Annotated in this window: 14 protein-coding genes; 3 read left to right on the top strand and 11 right to left on the bottom strand. The window is 68.1% G+C overall.

The genetic code is table 11. The features are described 5' to 3' along the window. Position 1: 1 nt before the first annotated feature. From rfaD to gyrA, 11 genes are all read right to left on the bottom strand, one after another. Complete coding sequence (rfaD, locus tag IE209_RS27530) at positions 2 to 1,000, bottom strand: ADP-glyceromanno-heptose 6-epimerase (protein WP_189690079.1); 999 nt, start codon at positions 998 to 1,000, stop codon at positions 2 to 4. A gap of 1 nt (position 1,001) precedes the next feature. Beyond that, on the bottom strand, positions 1,002 to 1,967 hold the full coding sequence (gene rfaE1 / locus IE209_RS27525) for a D-glycero-beta-D-manno-heptose-7-phosphate kinase (protein ID WP_189690078.1): 966 nt from the start codon (positions 1,965 to 1,967) through the stop codon (positions 1,002 to 1,004). Then, positions 1,964 to 3,121: a lipopolysaccharide assembly protein LapB gene (lapB, locus tag IE209_RS27520; protein ID WP_189690077.1), complete on the bottom strand. Its 1,158-nt coding sequence runs from the start codon at positions 3,119 to 3,121 to the stop codon at positions 1,964 to 1,966. Before lapB ends, rfaE1 begins: the two co-directional genes overlap by 4 nt. Beyond that, positions 3,111 to 3,443 (bottom strand): lipopolysaccharide assembly protein LapA domain-containing protein, encoded by a 333-nt coding sequence (locus tag IE209_RS27515; RefSeq protein ID WP_189690076.1) that lies wholly within the window; start codon positions 3,441 to 3,443, stop codon positions 3,111 to 3,113. Before IE209_RS27515 ends, lapB begins: the two co-directional genes overlap by 11 nt. A gap of 64 nt (positions 3,444 to 3,507) precedes the next feature. Next, the gene (locus tag IE209_RS27510; RefSeq protein WP_189690075.1) at positions 3,508 to 3,822 is read right to left on the bottom strand and encodes an integration host factor subunit beta; all 315 of its coding nucleotides are present in this window, start codon (positions 3,820 to 3,822) and stop codon (positions 3,508 to 3,510) included. Between the two features lie 120 nt (positions 3,823 to 3,942). Beyond that, a complete protein-coding gene (gene rpsA, locus IE209_RS27505) occupies positions 3,943 to 5,901 on the bottom strand; it encodes a 30S ribosomal protein S1 (protein ID WP_268245978.1) in 1,959 nt (652 codons plus the stop codon). After that, positions 5,813 to 7,828 carry a bifunctional 3-phosphoshikimate 1-carboxyvinyltransferase/cytidylate kinase gene (locus tag IE209_RS27500; protein ID WP_189690073.1) on the bottom strand — a complete coding sequence of 672 codons (2,016 nt, stop codon included), beginning with the start codon at positions 7,826 to 7,828 and terminating at the stop codon, positions 5,813 to 5,815. Before IE209_RS27500 ends, rpsA begins: the two co-directional genes overlap by 89 nt. Before the next feature lie 3 nt (positions 7,829 to 7,831). Further along, the gene (locus tag IE209_RS27495; protein ID WP_189690072.1) at positions 7,832 to 8,710 is read right to left on the bottom strand and encodes a prephenate dehydrogenase; all 879 of its coding nucleotides are present in this window, start codon (positions 8,708 to 8,710) and stop codon (positions 7,832 to 7,834) included. A gap of 13 nt (positions 8,711 to 8,723) precedes the next feature. After that, positions 8,724 to 9,830, bottom strand: a complete 1,107-nt coding sequence (pheA, locus tag IE209_RS27490; protein ID WP_189690071.1) for a prephenate dehydratase — start codon at positions 9,828 to 9,830, stop codon at positions 8,724 to 8,726. 28 nt (positions 9,831 to 9,858) lie between these two features. Continuing rightward, a complete protein-coding gene (gene serC, locus IE209_RS27485) occupies positions 9,859 to 10,968 on the bottom strand; it encodes a 3-phosphoserine/phosphohydroxythreonine transaminase (protein WP_189690070.1) in 1,110 nt (369 codons plus the stop codon). Positions 10,969 to 11,038: 70 nt separating this feature from the next. Beyond that, positions 11,039 to 13,672, bottom strand: a complete 2,634-nt coding sequence (gene gyrA / locus IE209_RS27480) for a DNA gyrase subunit A (protein WP_189690069.1) — start codon at positions 13,670 to 13,672, stop codon at positions 11,039 to 11,041. Between the two features lie 212 nt (positions 13,673 to 13,884). Here gyrA and ompA point away from each other — a divergent pair, with 212 nt between their 5' ends. The 3 genes from ompA to IE209_RS27465 all read left to right on the top strand — a co-directional run bounded on the left by ompA (position 13,885) and on the right by IE209_RS27465 (position 16,024). After that, on the top strand, positions 13,885 to 14,529 hold the full coding sequence (gene ompA, locus IE209_RS27475; protein WP_189690068.1) for an outer membrane protein OmpA: 645 nt from the start codon (positions 13,885 to 13,887) through the stop codon (positions 14,527 to 14,529). Positions 14,530 to 14,622: 93 nt separating this feature from the next. After that, a complete protein-coding gene (ubiG, locus tag IE209_RS27470; protein ID WP_189690067.1) occupies positions 14,623 to 15,351 on the top strand; it encodes a bifunctional 2-polyprenyl-6-hydroxyphenol methylase/3-demethylubiquinol 3-O-methyltransferase UbiG in 729 nt (242 codons plus the stop codon). Continuing rightward, a complete protein-coding gene (locus IE209_RS27465) occupies positions 15,341 to 16,024 on the top strand; it encodes an HAD-IA family hydrolase (RefSeq protein WP_189690066.1) in 684 nt (227 codons plus the stop codon). Before ubiG ends, IE209_RS27465 begins: the two co-directional genes overlap by 11 nt. Positions 16,025 to 16,030: the final 6 nt, after the last annotated feature.

The raw sequence follows: 16,030 nt of genomic DNA, 5'->3' as shown, positions 1-16,030 counted from the left end.
CTCAGGCGCCCGCGAGGGCCAGGGCCTGCATGTAGGCCGTCACGCCCGTGCGCACGTCGGCGAAGGCATGGTCGCAGCCGGCCGCGCGCAGGGCGGTGAGGTCGGCCTGGGTGTGGCACTGGTACTTGCCGCGCAGCGCATCGGGGAAGGGCGTGTAGACGATGGCCTCCTGCTGCACGGCCTCCTCCAGCGTCAGCGCAGTGCCGCGGCGGGCGTTGACCACGGCCAGCGCCACGTCGTTGAAGGGTTGGGCCCGGCCCGTGCCGAGGTTGAACAGGCCCGAGCGTTCCGGGTGGTCCAGGAACCAGAGGTTCACGGCCACCACGTCGTCGATCCAGACAAAGTCGCGCTCCTGCTCGCCGGGTGCGTAGCCGCCGTACTCGCCGAACAGGCGCACCTGCTGCTCGGCCTGGAACTGGTGGTACTGGTGGAAGGCCACGCTGGCCATGCGGCCCTTGTGCTGTTCGCGCGGGCCGTAGACGTTGAAGTAGCGGAATCCCACGGTCTGCTGGCGCGCGCGCTCGAATGCGGTGCCGATCTCGCGGCGCAGGCGCTGGTCCACCAGCAGCTTGGAGTAGCCGTAGACGTTGAGCGGTGCTTCGTTGGCCGGCTCTTCCTTGAACACGGCCGAGCCGCCGTAGGTGGCGGCCGAGGAGGCATACAGCAAGCGCGTGCGCTGGCGCTGGCAGGCTTCCCAGAGGTGCACCGTGAGCGTGTAGTTGTTGGCCATCATGTACTGGCCATTGCTCTCCATGGTGTCGCTGCAGGCGCCTTCGTGGAACACGGCCTCGACGCGGCCGTAGTGGCCCTGGTCGAAGCGGGTGTAGAAGTCGGCCGCGTCCACGTAGTCGGCGATCGAGAGGTCCACGAGGTTGCGGAACTTGTCGCCCTGCGTGAGGTCGTCCACCGCGATGATGTCGGTCTCGCCGCGGGCGTTCAGACCCTTCACGAGGTTGCTGCCGATGAAGCCGGCGGCGCCGGTGACTACGTAGCGTGGCATCTCAATCGGTCCCGAACAGTTCTTCGTAGCTGGCCGTGGCCGTGCCGAACTTGCCGACCACGATGGCGCCGGCCTTGTTGGCCATGGGCATGGCGTCGCGCAGGCTGCAGCCGGCGGCGACCAGCGCGGCCATGGTGGCGATCACGGTGTCGCCGGCGCCCGTCACGTCGAAGACTTCGCGCGCCTGGGCCGCGACATGGGCCTCGCCATGTTCGTCGAACAGCGTCATGCCTTCCTCGCTGCGCGTGAGCAGGAGCCCTTCGAGCGCGAGTTCGCTGCGCAGGCGCTGGGCCTTGGCGCGCAGTTCGTCCTCGTTGCGCCAGCCGCCGACCACCTGTTGCAGTTCGGCGCGGTTGGGCGTGATCAGCGTGGCGCCGCGGTAGCGCGAGTAGTCGCTGCCCTTGGGGTCGATCAGCACGGCCTTGCCGGCCGCGCGCGCGGCTTCGATCATCTGCTCCACGTGGGCCAGGCCGCCCTTGCCGTAATCGGAAAAGAGCACGGCGGCATGCTGCGGCATGAGTTCGGCGAACAGCGCGGACTGCGAGGCCAGCGTCTCGGTCTCGGGCACGGTCTCGAAATCCAGCCGCAGCAACTGCTGCTGGCGGCCGATCACGCGCAGCTTGACCGTGGTGCGCATCTGCGCGTCGCGGCCGAAATGCGGCACGATGCCGGTGGCGGCGACCAAGTCCTCGAGCTTGTGGCTGGCTTCGTCCTCGCCGACCACGGTCAGCAGCGAGGCCTGCGCGCCCAGCGTGACGATGTTGTAGGCCACGTTGGCCGCCGCGCCGATGCGCTCTTCCTCGCGCGTGACGCGCACCACGGGCACGGGGGCCTCGGGCGAGATGCGGTCGACCGCGCCGTACCAATAGCGGTCCAGCATGGCGTCGCCGACGACGAGCACGCGGGCTTCGGCGAGCGCGTCGCGGCTCGGAAAGGGGTTGCGCAGCAGCGCAGGGGTGGTCGTCATAGTTCCTCCACGCGGCGCGGCGGATAGCTGTCCCAGGCCTGGCAGCCCGGGCACTGCCAGAAGTGCTGCTTGGCCTCGAAACCGCAGGCGGCGCAGCGGTAGCGCGTGAGCGGCCGCGTGGCGTGCTCGATGGCGCGCTGCACCTGGGGATGGAACTGCTCGTGCTCGAGCTTCTCGCCGGCCAGCCAGCGCGCCGTGGCCACCAGCGACTGCTCGCGCTCCAGGTGCTGCAGGTAGCGTTGGCGTGCCTGGTCGCGCCGGTCGCCCTGTGCGCCTTCGAGGGCCACGATGGCGTCCAGCACGTCCAGCGAGGGGAAGTGGTCGTAGCTTTCCTGCAGCGCGGCCAGCGTGCGTTCCGCCTGGCCGCTGGCGCTGCCGGTCTGGGCCAGCGCGTGGGCGATCAGCGGCACAGACTGCGGTGCGACGGCGGCCAGTTCCAGCAGCGTGTGCAGCGCGTCGGCATGCCGCTCGGCCTTGACCTGCATCAGCGCCTGGTCGATGCGCGGGCGCGGTGCTTGCGGCGCGGTGACGATGGCACGCGCGAGCAGCTGCGCCGCGCCGTCCGGGTCGCCCGCCGCGTTGCGCGCGGCAGCCTGCTCGCACAGGTAATGGGCCATGCGCCCGCTGAAGCTGCCCTCGCCATGGTCCTGCAGCTTCTGCGCGATCTCGGTGGCCTGCGGCCAGTCGCGCGAGCGTTCGTAGATGGCCAGCAATGCAAGCAGGGCCTGGGCCTCGTAGCGCGTGCCTTCGAGCTTGCGCAGCGCGTCTTCGGCGCGGTCGAGCAGGCCCGCCTTGAGGAAGTCCAGCGCCAGATCGTGCTGGGCGCGGTGGCGGTCGGCGGCGCTGAGGTCGGCGCGCGAGAGCAGGTGTTCGTGCACGCGCACGGCACGCTGGTATTCGCCGCGGCGGCGGAACAGGTTGCCCAGCGCGAAGTGCAGCTCGGTGGTGTCCGGGTCCTTCTGCACGGCCTCGATGAAGGCGTCGATGGCCTGGTCCTGCTGCTCGTTGAGCAGGTAGTTCAGGCCCTTGAAGTAGGCCTTGGGCGCGCGCCGGTTCTCGATGCGCAGCTGGCGCAGGTCCAGCCGCGAGGCCAGCCAGCCCAGCACGAAGGCCACCGGCAGGCCCAGCAGGATCCAGCCGAGATCAAAGTCCATGACGCGGCACGTTGCCCAGGCTGGTGTCGGTGGCGGCCTCGGCAGGCGGTGGCGGGGCGATGGGCGCGGGCACGGGCGGCTCGACCACCATGCCACGCTGGGCCTGGCGCTGGCGCCACCAGCGCGGCGCCATAGCGACCACGCCGAGCGCCAGGCCCAGCGCGAACGCGGCCAGCACCACGAGCACCATGGGCGCACGCCATTCGGTGCCGAAGAAAAAGCGCACCGCACCCTCGTGCTGGTTGTTCAGCGCGAATGCGAACAGGGTAAAAAAAATGGCTGCTTTCAGTATCCACTTGAGCAGCCACACCAGATTCTTCATGAAGCGAATGTCCTCATCCAGGGCATTCTACGGTCGGGCCGCAGGCCCGAAAGACCACGCCGCGTCAGCGGTCGTAACGCCGATCGTCGGCGTCCAGCGGACCCTTGTCCACGGCCTCGCGCAGCGCCTTGCCGGGCTTGAAATGCGGCACGCGCTTTTCGGGAATGGCCACGGCCTCGCCGCTGCGCGGGTTGCGGCCCATGCGCGGCGGACGCCGGTTGATCGAGAAGCTGCCGAAGCCGCGGATCTCCACGCGGTGGCCTCGGACCAGCGCGTCGCCCACGGCGTCCAGGATGGTCTTGACCGCGTGCTCGGCATCGCGGTGGGTCAGCTGGCTGAAGCGGGCCGCCAGTTCTTCAACGAGATCGGATCGGGTCATGTCGGTTCAAGGCTGCATCAATGGAATCGGGCCAGTCCTCCAACCCCTGGTGGGGTGGCGGTGCTGGCCCGACGAATGTCGCACAGGAACATGCGTTCCCGTGCGCCTTTCAAGCAACGCTCAGTTGTTGCTGTTGTTGTCCAGCTTGGCGCGCAGCAGGGCGCCCAGGCTGGTCGTGCCGGCGTTCTCACGCGCGGATTGCTGGGCCAGCGAGGCCATGGCTTCGTTCTGGTCGGCAGCATCCTTGGCCTTGATGGACAGCTGGATGTTGCGCGTCTTGCGGTCCACGTTCACGACCACGGCCGTGACTTCGTCGCCTTCCTTCAGCACGTTGCGCGCGTCTTCCACGCGGTCGCGGCTGATTTCGGAGGCACGCAGGTAACCGATGACGTCGCCGCCCAGGTCGATCTCGGCGCCGCGCGGGTCCACCGTCCTGACCTTGCCGGTCACGGTCTGGCCCTTGTCGTTGACCGTCACGAAGGTCGTGAACGGGTCGCCGTCGAGCTGCTTGATGCCCAGCGAGATGCGCTCGCGGTCCACGTCCACGGCCAGCACGATCGCCTCGACTTCCTGGCCCTTCTTGTAGTTGCGCACGGCGGATTCGCCGGGCTCGTTCCACGAGAGGTCGGACAGGTGCACCAGGCCGTCGATGCCGGCAGCCAGGCCCACGAACACGCCGAAGTCGGTGATCGACTTGATCGGGCCCTTGACGCGGTCGCCGCGCTTGGTGTTCTGCGCGAATTCCTGCCAGGGGTTGGCCTTGCACTGCTTCATGCCCAGGCTGATGCGGCGCTTGTCTTCGTCGATCTCCAGGACCATGACTTCGACTTCGTCACCCAGCGAGACCAGCTTGGAGGGGGCGATGTTCTTGTTGGTCCAGTCCATCTCGGAGACGTGCACCAGGCCTTCGATGCCGGGCTCCAGCTCGACGAACGCGCCGTAGTCGGCGATGTTCGTGACACGGCCGAACAGGCGCGTGCCTTGCGGGTAGCGGCGCGAGACACCCATCCACGGGTCGTCGCCCATCTGCTTGAGGCCCAGCGAGACGCGGTTCTTCTCGGTGTCGAACTTGAGGATCTTGGCCGTGATTTCCTGGCCGGCCTGCACCACTTCGCTCGGGTGGCGCACGCGACGCCAGGCCATGTCGGTGATGTGCAGCAGACCGTCGATGCCGCCCAGGTCGACGAACGCACCGTATTCGGTGATGTTCTTGACCACGCCTTGCACGATGGCGCCTTCCTTCAGCGTTTCCATCAGCTTGGCGCGCTCTTCACCCATGGAGGCTTCCACCACGGCGCGGCGCGACAGCACCACGTTGTTGCGCTTGCGGTCGAGCTTGATGACCTTGAATTCCAGGGTCTTGTTCTCGTACGGCGTCAGGTCCTTGACGGGGCGCGTGTCGATCAGCGAGCCGGGCAGGAAGGCGCGGATGCCGTTCACGAGGACGGTCAGGCCGCCCTTGACCTTGCCGCTGGTCGTGCCGGTCACGAACTCGCCGGACTCCAGCGCCTTTTCCAGGGCCATCCAGGAGGCCAGGCGCTTGGCGGTGTCGCGGCTGACGATGGTGTCGCCGTAGCCGTTCTCGATGGCGACGATGGCCACCGGCACGAACTGGCCGATCTGCACTTCGACTTCGCCCTGGTCGTTCTTGAACTCGTCGACCGGAACGTAGGACTCGGACTTGAGGCCGGCGTTGACGACGACGAAGTTGTGCTCGATGCGAACGACTTCGGCGGTGACGACTTCACCGACGCGCGTTTCGGTTTTCTGCAGCGACTCGGCGAACAGATCGGCAAAAGATTCAGACATGTATTTCCTTGACCACGGAGCAGGGTTTGCCTGCGCGGGATTGCGCGGGCTTCTAAGGCTGTCGTGGCGGTAGTTGCGGGAGCGTCCCGCGACGGTTGGGTTGCGATCCACCCGGCCGATGCGCTTGCTGCGCGGGCTGGCCGGATGGGCCTGGTTCTTCGTGCGGCCTGGAGCGTGTGCCTCAGAACCCCTGCCGCTGATCCCACCAGGCCAGGACCCGATCGACACAGGCTTGCACTGTGAGATCGGAGTTGTCCAGGGTGAGGGCATCGGCTGCGGCGCGAAGCGGGGCGACGGGGCGGGAGGCATCCCGCGCGTCGCGCGCCTCAAGGTCCGCGCGAAGGGTCGCAATTGTAGTTGAAATCCCTTTGGAAATCAATTGCTTATGCCGGCGCTCCGCGCGCCTCTCGGCGCTGGCCGTCAGATACACCTTGAGCGGGGCTGCCGGGAAGATCACCGTGCCCATGTCGCGACCGTCGGCGACCAGCCCCGGCAGGCGGCGAAAGCTCAGTTGCAGGTCGACCAGCGCAGCGCGCACGGATGGCAGGGCCGACACCTTGGAGGCGTTCATGCCGGCCTCCTCGGTGCGGATCGCGTCGGTCACGTCCTCGGTGTCCAGCCAGATGCGGCCGTCGTCGAAGCGCACGGGCAGTGTGGCGGCCATGGCAGCGATGGCCGTTTCGCTCTCGGGGCCGATGGCGTGGCCCGCACGTAGCGCCGCGTAGGCCGTGATGCGGTACATCGCGCCCGAATCGAGGAAGTGGTAGCCCAGCGCGCGCGCCACGGCGGCGGCCACCGTGCCCTTGCCCGAGGCCGTCGGTCCGTCGATGCACAACACCGGCACCTGGGAGGTGGGGGCGCGGCAGACCGACAGCAGCGTCTCAAAGTAGTCCGGGAAGGTCTTGGCCACGCACTTGGGATCGAGGATGCGCACCGGCGAGCCCGAGGGCGCCGCGCCCGGGCGCAGCCGGTGGAACGCGGCCAGCGAGAAGCACATGGCGACGCGGTGGTCGTCGTAGGTGTGGATGGCCGCGCTGGGCCAGGGCTGGTCGGCCGGCGGCGGCACGATGCGCAGGAAGTCCTGGCCTTCCTCGACCTCGGCACCGAACTTGCGCAGCTCGGCGGCCATGGCGGCGATGCGGTCGGTCTCCTTGACGCGCCAGCTTGCGATGTTGTGCAGCCGGCTCGGCCCGTCGGCGTACAGCGCCATGACGGCCAGCGTCATGGCGGCATCGGGAATGTGGTTGCAATCGAGGTCGATGGCCTTGAGCGGCCAGGCGCCGCGCGCCACCTGCAGCCAGTTGGGACCGGCCTCGACCGCCGCGCCCATGGCCTGGGCGGCTTCGACGAAGCGGATGTCGCCCTGGATCGAGGCTGCGCCCACGCCCTCGATGCGCAGCGGCTGGGCGGCGTCGGCCGCGATGGCGCCCAGCGCCACGAAGTAGCTGGCCGACGAGGCGTCGGCCTCGACATGGATCTCGCCGGGCGACTGGTAGCGGCTGCCGGCCTGGATCGTGAAACGCTGCCAGCCCTCGCGCGCGACCGCGATGCCGAAGCGCGCCAGCAGGTTCAACGTGATCTCCACGTAGGGCTTGGAGATCAGTTCGCCGACCACCTCGACCACGATGTCGCGCCGGGCCACCAGCGGCAGCGCCAGCAACAGCGCCGTGAGGAACTGGCTGGAGACGTCGCCGCGCACGCGGATGGGCTGGTCCAGTTGCAGCACGCCCGGCATGCCGATGTCCAGCGGCGGGTAGCCGGGGTTGGCGCCATAGCCGATCGCACACCCCAGCTGCACGAGCGCATCGACGAGGTCGCCGATGGGCCGCTCGTACATGCGCGGCACGCCGGTCAGCGTGAACTTGCCGCCCAGCAGCGCCAGCACGGCGGTCAGCGGCCGGATCGCGGTGCCGGCATTGCCCATGAACAGTTCGGCCTCGGTCGTCGCGAGCTTGCCGTCCAGGCCGGTGATGGTGACGGTGCTGCCTTCGCGCGCGATGCGGCAGCCGAGCTGGGCCAGCGCGGCCAGCATCACGCGCGTGTCGTCGGAATCCAGCAGGTCGCGCACGACGGTCTGGCCGGCCGACAGCGCAGCCAGCAGCAGCACGCGGTTGGAGATGCTCTTGGAGCCCGGCAGCGCCACCGTTCCGGCGGCTCCCTGCAATGGGGGGAGGTCCAGGAAGGCGGTGTCGAACATTCTTCAGGTCCCGGGTTTGAATGAATCCATGTGCCAGGCGGCGCGGATGCCGCTGGCCTGTGTGATCAGCTGTTCCAGCGCGGCGCCGTCCCCGGCCACGATCTGCTGCTCGAACTGTGCCAGCGCCTGCTGGTGTGCACGCAGCTGGGCCAGCAATTCCTGGCGGTTGGCCAGGAAGATGTCGCGCCACATGCGTGGATCGGCGGCAGCAATGCGCGTGAAATCGCGGAAGCCCGGCCCGCCCAGCGCCAGGATGGCGGGGCCGTCGGGCTGTTGCGCGATGCCTTGGATGAAGGCGAAGGCCAGCAGGTGCGGCAGATGGCTGACGGCGGCGAAGGTGGTGTCGTGCGCGGCCGGCGTCATCTCGACCAGGCGTGCGCCAAGGGCCGTCCAGCAGGCCTGTGCCTGGGCCAGCTGGGCGGCACCGGAACTGGCCATGGGCGTCAGGATCACGTGGCGGCCCCGGTACAGCGCGGCATCGGCATGGTCGACGCCGGCGCGCTCCTTGCCGGCGATCGGGTGGGCCGGCACGAAGCAGGGCAGGGCCGCGCCAAGCGCGCGCTCGGCCGCGGCCACCACGTCGCTCTTGGTCGAGCCCACGTCCATGAGCAGCGTGTCCCGGCCCAGCGTGGCGCGGATGGCCGCGAAGGTGGCTTCGGTCGCGGCCACCGGCACGGCGACGAGCACGAGGTCGGCACCGGCTGCGGCTTCGGCGGCCGAGCCGGCCTGCCGATCGATCACGCCCAGTTCGAGCGCACGCTGCGTGGTGCCGGGAGAGGCGCTGAAGCCCACGATCTGGCGCACCAGGCCAGCCTGGCGCAGCGCCAGCGCGAAGGAGCCACCCATCAGGCCGCAGCCGATCAGGCCCAGGCGTTCGAACATCGCAGGGCGGCCCTCAGGCGCTGACCGGGTAGGTGCCCAGCAGCTTGTAGAAGGCGCAGATCTCGCGCAGCTCTTCGAGGGCCTTGCCCACGTGCGGCTGGGACGGATGGCCGTCCAGGTCGATGTAGAAGTAGTACTCCCACTGCCCCGTGCGGGCCGGGCGCGACTCGAAGCGCGTCATCGACACGCCGTGGGTCTTGAGCGGCACCAGCAGGTCGTGCAGCGCGCCCGGCCGGTTCGGCACGGACACCACGAGGCTGGTGCAGTCCTTGCCCGAGGCCGGCGGTGCGTCCAGCGTCTCGGGCAGGCAGATGATGGCGAAGCGCGTCCGGTTGTGCGCGTTGTCCTGCACGGCGCGTGCCACCATGTGCAGGCCGAATTGCGTGGCGGCGCGTTCGCTGGCGAGGCCCGCCCAGGCCGGGTTGGTCGCGGCCAGCCGCGCGCCCTCGGCGTTGCTGGAGACGGCCCGGCGCTCCGCGTGGGGCAAGTGGGCCGACAGCCAGTTCTGGCACTGGGCCAGGGCCTGTGGGTGGGCCAGCACGGCCTCGATCCCGTCGAGCGAATCCGACAGCCGCAATAGGTTGAACTGCACCGCCAGGCTCACCGAGCCGACCATGTGCGTGGGCGTGTTGAGCAGCAGATCCAGCGACCGCGTGACGCCGCCTTCGGCCGAGCTCTCGATGCCCACCACGCCGAAATGCGCGGCGCCCGAGGCGGTGGCATGGAACACTTCGTCGAAGTTGGCGCAGTACTGCAGCTCGACCGCGCTGCCGAAGTACTGCAGTGCGGCCTCTTCGCTGAAGGTGCCTGCCGGGCCCAGCACGGCCACGCGCTGCGGCGCTTCCAGGGCCAGGCAGGCCGACATGATCTCGTTCCAGATGGCGGCCACATGTTCGTTGCGCAGCGGGCCGGTGTTGCGCGACTGGATCTTGGCGATCACCTGCGCCACGCGGTCGGGCCGGTAGAAGGGCGAGCCCTCGCTGCGCTTGACCGCTCCCACTTGCTCGGCCACATGGGCCCGCTTGTTCAGCAGGGCCAGCAGTTCCTGGTCGAGCGCGTCGATCTGCACGCGCAGCGCCGCGAGGTCGGGAGAGGAAACGGCGCTGGGCTCGGCTGGCATGGCAGGTCTTGTCTCTTTCGGGCGTGTGTCAGGCTTGTGTCTGTGCAAATTCTCGCATGTAGGCCACGAGCGCCTGGACGCCCGCCAGCGGCATGGCGTTGTAGATGCTGGCGCGCATGCCGCCCACGGACTTGTGGCCCTTGAGCTGCAGCAGGCCGCGTGCCTTGGCCCCCGCGAGGAAGGCTTCGTTGCGGCTTTCGTCGCGCAGGAAGAAGGGCACGTTCATGCGCGAACGGCAGTCGGGTGCGACCTTGTTGACGTAGAAGTCCGAGCCGTCGATGAAGCTGTACAGCAGTTCGGCCTTGGCGCGGTTGCGCTGCTCCATCGCTGCGATGCCCGTGTGCTCGCCTTCGCGCTGGCGCAGCAGCCACTGGAAGGTCAGGCCGGCGATATAGATGCCGTAGGTCGGCGGCGTGTTGAACATCGACTCGTGCTCGGCCACGGTCTTGTAGTCGAAGGCGCTCGGGCAGGCCTGGAGTGCATGGCCCAGCAGGTCCTCGCGCACGATGACCAGCGTGAGGCCGGCCGGGCCCAGGTTCTTCTGTGCGCCCGCGAAGGCCAGGCCCACGCGCGACCAGTCGATCGGGCGGCTCGCCACATGCGAGGAGCAGTCGATCACGAGCGGCGTGTCCGAGCCCAGGGCCTTGAGGTCGGGCAGGGTCTGGAACTCCACGCCGTGGATGGTCTCGTTGCTGCAGATGTGCAGGTAGCGCGCGTCCGCGCTGAGCTTCCATCCGGCCGGATCGGGCAGCGTGGTGTGTTGCGTGTCGGCGTTGCTGGCCGCCAGCTGCGGCTCGCAGTAGCGCGCGGCTTCCTTGATCGACTTCTGGCTCCAACTGCCCGTGACGACGAAATCGACTACGCCGCCACGCGAGAGGTTCAGCGGGACGATGGCGTTCTCGCCCAGGCCGCCGCCCTGCATGAACAGGATCTTGTAGTGGCTCGGGACGGCCAGCAGCGCGCGCAGGTCGGCCTCGGCGCGCTCGTAGATCGAGATGAACTCCTTGCCGCGGTGGCTCATCTCCATGACGCCCATGCCGCTGCCATGCCAGTCCAGCATTTCGGAGGCGGCCTCGCGCAGCACCTCTTCGGGGATGGCGGCCGGGCCGGCGGAAAAGTTGTAGGGGCGCTGTTGCATGGGCACTCCGTTGGCAAGAGAAGAAAAAGGCCCCGGCCGCTTGCGCAGGCCGGGGCCGGGCAGGGCAGGATCAGCTGGCGGGTGTTTCGCCTTCGCCGCCTTCGTCGGAGGCTGGTGCGTTGGCGTCGTTCTCGACGATGCGCTGCAGGCCGCTGAGCTTGGAGCCTTCGTCCAGGCCGATCAGTGTCACGCCCTGGGTGGCGCGGCCGAGTTCGCGGATCTCGCTGACGCGGGTGCGCACCAGCACGCCCTTGTCGGTGATCAGCATGATCTCGTCGTCGGCATGGACCAGCGTGGCGGCCACGACCTTGCCGTTGCGCTCGCTCTGCTGGATCGCGATCATGCCCTTTGTGCCACGGCCGTGGCGCGTGTACTCGGTGATCGGCGTGCGCTTGCCGTAGCCGTTCTCGGTGGCGGTCAGCACCGACTGCTGTTCGTCTTCGGCCACCAGCATGGCGATCACGCTCTGGCCCGGCTCCAGCGTCATGCCCCGCACGCCGCGCGCGGCACGGCCCAGCGGGCGCACGTCGTCCTCGTCGAAACGCACGGCCTTGCCGCCATCGGAGAACAGCATCACGTCGTGCTTGCCGTCGGTGAGGGCGGCGCCGATCAGGTAGTCGCCCTCGTCCAGGTTCACGGCGATGATGCCGCCCTTGCGCGGGTTGCTGAACTCGTCCAGCGCCGTCTTCTTGACGGTGCCCATGGACGTCGCCATGAAGACGTAGTGCGTGGACGGGAAGCTGCGGTTTTCACCCGTGAGCGCCAGCACCACGTTGATCTTCTCGCCCTCGGCCAGCGGGAACATGTTGACGATGGGCCTGCCGCGCGAGCCGCGCGAGCCCTGCGGGACTTCCCAGACCTTGAGCCAGTAGAGCCGGCCGCGGTTGGAGAAGCACAGGATGTAGTCGTGCGTGTTGGCGATGAAGAGCTGGTCGATCCAGTCGTCTTCCTTCGTGGCGGTGGCCTGCTTGCCGCGGCCGCCGCGCTTCTGGGCGCGGTATTCGGACAGCGGCTGGCTCTTGATGTAGCCCGAGTGCGAGAGCGTCACGACCATGTCGGTCGGCGTGATCAGGTCCTCGGTGCTCAGGTCGTAGGAGCTGTGCTCCACATGGCTGCGGCGCGCGCCGATCTTGGTCTGGCCGAACTCCTGCTTGATGGCCGTGAGCTCCTCGCCGATGATGGTCGAGACGCGCTCGGGCTTGGCCAGGATGTCCAGCAGGTCCTCGATCTCGGCCATCACGTCCTTGTACTCGGCCGTGATCTTGTCCTGTTCCAGGCCGGTCAGGCGTTGCAGGCGCATCTGCAGGATTTCCTGGGCCTGCGTGTCCGACAGCCGGTACAGGCCGTCGCCGCCCATGCCGTAGATGCGGTCCAGGCCCTCGGGGCGGTAGTCGTCGGCGTTGACGATGCCGCCGTCGGCGCGCGTGCGGGTCAGCATCTCGCGCACGAGCTTGCTGTCCCAACTGCGCGCCATGAGCTCGGCCTTGGCGACGGGCGGCGTGGGCGACTCGCGGATGATGCGGATGAACTCGTCGATGTTGGCCAGCGCGACGGCCAGGCCTTCCAGCACATGGCCGCGCTCGCGGGCCTTGCGCAGGTTGAAAATGGTGCGCCGCGTGACGACCTCGCGGCGGTGGTCCAGGAAGACCTCGATCAAGTCCTTCAGGTTGCACAGCTTGGGCTGGCCATTGACCAGCGCCACCATGTTCATGCCGAAGGTGTCCTGCAGCTGGGTCTGCTTGTACAGGTTGTTCAGCACGACCTCGGGCACTTCGCCGCGCTTGAGCTCGATCACCAGGCGCATGCCCGACTTGTCGGACTCGTCCTGGATGTGGCTGATGCCCTCGAGCTTCTTCTCGTGCACCAGCTCGGCCATGCGCTCCTGCAGCGTCTTCTTGTTGACCTGGTAGGGCAGCTCGTCGACGATGATCGCCTGGCGCTGGCCGCGGTCGATGTCCTCGAAGTGGCACTTGGCACGCATCACGACCTTGCCGCGGCCCGTGCGGTAGCCTTCCTTGACGCCGCTGATGCCGTAGATGATGCCGGCCGTGGGAAAGTCCGGCGCCGGCACGAACTCCATCAACGCGTCGATGTCCGCGTCCGGATGGCGCAGCAGGTGCAGGCAGGCATCCACCACTTCGTTCAGGTTGTGCGGCGGGATGTTGGTAGCCATGCCCACCGCGATGCCGCCCGAGCCGTTCACGAGCAGGTTGGGCAGCCGCGTCGGCAGCACCAGCGGTTCCTTCTCGCTGCCGTCGTAGTTGGGGCCGAAATCGACGGTTTCCTTGTCCAGGTCGGCCAGCAACTCGTGCGCGACCTTGGCCAGCCGGATCTCGGTGTAACGCATGGCGGCGGCGTTGTCGCCGTCGACCGAGCCGAAATTGCCCTGGCCATCCACCAGCATGTGGCGCATGGAGAAGTCCTGCGCCATCCGCACGATGGTGTCGTAGACCGATTGGTCCCCGTGCGGGTGGTACTTGCCGATCACGTCGCCGACGATACGCGCCGACTTCTTGTACGGCCGGTTCCAGTCGTTGTTGAGCTCGTGCATCGCGAACAGCACACGGCGGTGCACCGGCTTGAGTCCGTCCCGTGCGTCGGGCAGCGCCCGGCCCACGATCACGCTCATCGCGTAATCGAGATAGCTCCGCCGCATCTCCTCTTCGAGACTGATCGGCAGGGTTTCTTTGGCGAATTGGGTCATGGTGTGAGCAGCAGGGAAGGCCGCGCATTTTAGGCGCCGGCATCTGTCGCGTTGTTGCAACAAACCGCTGGGTTTTGGCTTTTGTCCTACGGTCTGTGAACCGGTCGGCTAGGGGGCGTATGGCACAATCAATGCGTACGTGCTCAGTGGTGGTCACTGAAGGCGTTCCGGTTTCGCAGCGCTGCTGCGCCTTTTTCCCCCAGAGGAGAACCATGAAGAAATTGAACAAAGTGGCGATGTTGTTGGCCTCCGCAGCGCTCGCTACCGCCGCAGGTGCTCAATCGGTCGACAACTGGCGTACCGCCGATGGCACGCTGGTGTGGAAGACCGCTGACCAGGCCCTGTGCTGGCGCGATGCCTACTGGACGCCTGCCACCGCCGCCAAGGGCTGCGATGGCGCCATCGTCGCCCAGGCTGCTGCCGCCCCGGCGCCGGCTCCGGCCGCTGCTCCGGCTCCGGCCCCCGCTCCGGCACCGGCCGTCGCACCCCAGCCGCCCGCAGCCACCAAGGTGACCTACGCTGCCGACGCCTTCTTCGACTTCGACAAGTCCGTGCTGAAGCCCGAAGGCCGCGCCAAGCTGGACGACCTGGTCGGCAAGATCAAGGGCATCAACCTGGAAGTCATCATCGCCGTGGGTCACACCGACTCCGTTGGTACCGATGCCTACAACCAGCGTCTGTCGGTCCGTCGTTCCGAAGCCGTGAAGGCGTATCTGGTGTCCAAGGGCATCGAACGCAACCGCGTCTACACCGAAGGCAAGGGCGAGAAGCAACCCGTCGCTGACAACAAGACCGCCGAAGGCCGCGCCAAGAACCGTCGCGTGGAAATCGAAGTGGTTGGCACCCGCGCCAACTGATTCTCGTCAGAGAACACCTGCAGGCCCGCGGTCTGCAGGCATCAAAGCCCGCGAGTCGAACCGCGGGCTTTTTTCTTTGCGCAGAGGAAGACGATGAATGCTGCCCTGAACGCCGACCCGGCCGAACTCGCCAAGTTCTCCGAGCTCGCGCACCGCTGGTGGGACCCGGAGAGCGAGTTCCGCCCCTTGCACCAGATCAACCCGCTGCGGCTGAACTGGATCCTGGAGTCGGCCGCCCTGGCCGGACGCCAGGTCGTGGATGTCGGCTGCGGCGGGGGCATCCTGGCCGACAGCATGGCACGGCGCGGCGCCAACGTACTGGGCATCGACCTGTCGACCAAGGCGTTGAAGGTGGCGCAGCTGCACGCGCTCGAAGCCGGCACGCCCAACATCCGCTACCGCGAGGTCAGCGCCGAAGAGTTGGCGGCGGAGCAACCGGCGAGCTTCGACGTCGTCACCTGCATGGAGATGCTCGAGCATGTGCCCGATCCGGCGTCCGTGGTGCGCGCCTGCGCGCAGCTGGTCAAGCCCGGCGGCTGGGTGTTCTTCTCCACGCTGAACCGCAATGCCAAGTCCTTCCTGTTCGCCATCCTGGGAGCCGAGTACCTGCTGAATCTGCTGCCGCGCGGCACCCACCACTACGACAAGATGATCCGGCCCAGTGAACTCGGGCGCCACTGCCGCGCTGCCGGCCTGGAGCTGCAGCACAGCAGCGGCCTCGAGTACAACCCGATCACGCGGCGCTATTGGCTCAGCAGCGACACCAGCGTGAACTACATGCTGGCCACGCGCCGGCCGCCGGAGACGCCCGATGGCGCGTGAACTGAAGGCCGTGTTGTTCGATCTGGACGGCACGCTGGTCGACAGCGCAGGCGACCTGGGCGCGGCCGCCGACCAACTGCGCACCGACCGCGGCCTGCCGCCCCTGGGCTTGGCCGCCTACCGTGCGATGGCGGGCGCCGGCGCCCGCGGCATGCTGGGCGTGGCCTTCGGCATGGCACCCGACCATCCGGACTTTCCGCTCTTGCGCGAGGAGTTCTTCCAGAACTACGAACGCCGGCTGACCGAGCTCACGCGGCCGTTCGACGGCGTCGTCGCGCTGGTCGAGGAACTGCATGCGCGTGGCCTGCGCTGGGGCGTGGTCACCAACAAGCCTTTGCGCTTCTCCGCGCCGCTGACCGCCGGCATGGCGCTGTTCGCCCGCAGCGGCGTGCTCGTGAGCGGCGACACCACGCCTTACACCAAGCCGCATCCGGCGCCCTTGCTGGAAGCGGCCCGCCTGCTGCAGGTCGACCCCGCGGCCTGCATGTACGTGGGCGACGATGCGCGCGACATCGTCGCGGGCCGGGCGGCCGGCATGACCACCGTGGCCGCCTGCTACGGCTACCTCGGGCCGGTCGACACGGCCGAATGGGGCGCGGATGCTGCGATCGATGCGCCTTTGGGCCTGTTGTCCGTGCTGGATCTTGCAATCGAGGCCAATGGCCTAAAATAGCCGTCT

The organism is Pseudorhodoferax aquiterrae, assembly GCF_014652235.1.
Classification (GTDB): domain Bacteria; phylum Pseudomonadota; class Gammaproteobacteria; order Burkholderiales; family Burkholderiaceae_C; genus Pseudorhodoferax; species Pseudorhodoferax aquiterrae.
Note: the sequence above shows the minus strand (reverse complement) of the source record. Positions and strands in the feature narration are given on the sequence as shown.

Excerpts from the sequence above, each read along its gene's own strand:
- rfaE1 (WP_189690078.1), bottom strand. The coding sequence starts at position 1,967 with ATGACGACCACCCCTGCGCTGCTGCGCAACCCCTTTCCGAGCCGCGAC.
- IE209_RS27465 (WP_189690066.1), top strand. The coding sequence starts at position 15,341 with ATGGCGCGTGAACTGAAGGCCGTGTTGTTCGATCTGGACGGCACGCTG.
- ubiG (WP_189690067.1), top strand. The coding sequence starts at position 14,623 with ATGAATGCTGCCCTGAACGCCGACCCGGCCGAACTCGCCAAGTTCTCC.
- gyrA (WP_189690069.1), bottom strand. The coding sequence starts at position 13,672 with ATGACCCAATTCGCCAAAGAAACCCTGCCGATCAGTCTCGAAGAGGAG.
- IE209_RS27500 (WP_189690073.1), bottom strand. The coding sequence starts at position 7,828 with ATGTTCGACACCGCCTTCCTGGACCTCCCCCCATTGCAGGGAGCCGCC.
- pheA (WP_189690071.1), bottom strand. The coding sequence starts at position 9,830 with ATGCCAGCCGAGCCCAGCGCCGTTTCCTCTCCCGACCTCGCGGCGCTG.
- IE209_RS27515 (WP_189690076.1), bottom strand. The coding sequence starts at position 3,443 with ATGAAGAATCTGGTGTGGCTGCTCAAGTGGATACTGAAAGCAGCCATT.
- serC (WP_189690070.1), bottom strand. The coding sequence starts at position 10,968 with ATGCAACAGCGCCCCTACAACTTTTCCGCCGGCCCGGCCGCCATCCCC.
- IE209_RS27495 (WP_189690072.1), bottom strand. The coding sequence starts at position 8,710 with ATGTTCGAACGCCTGGGCCTGATCGGCTGCGGCCTGATGGGTGGCTCC.
- lapB (WP_189690077.1), bottom strand. The coding sequence starts at position 3,121 with ATGGACTTTGATCTCGGCTGGATCCTGCTGGGCCTGCCGGTGGCCTTC.
- ompA (WP_189690068.1), top strand. The coding sequence starts at position 13,885 with ATGAAGAAATTGAACAAAGTGGCGATGTTGTTGGCCTCCGCAGCGCTC.
- IE209_RS27510 (WP_189690075.1), bottom strand. The coding sequence starts at position 3,822 with ATGACCCGATCCGATCTCGTTGAAGAACTGGCGGCCCGCTTCAGCCAG.
- rfaD (WP_189690079.1), bottom strand. The coding sequence starts at position 1,000 with ATGCCACGCTACGTAGTCACCGGCGCCGCCGGCTTCATCGGCAGCAAC.
- rpsA (WP_268245978.1), bottom strand. The coding sequence starts at position 5,901 with ATGCCCTCACCCTGGACAACTCCGATCTCACAGTGCAAGCCTGTGTCG.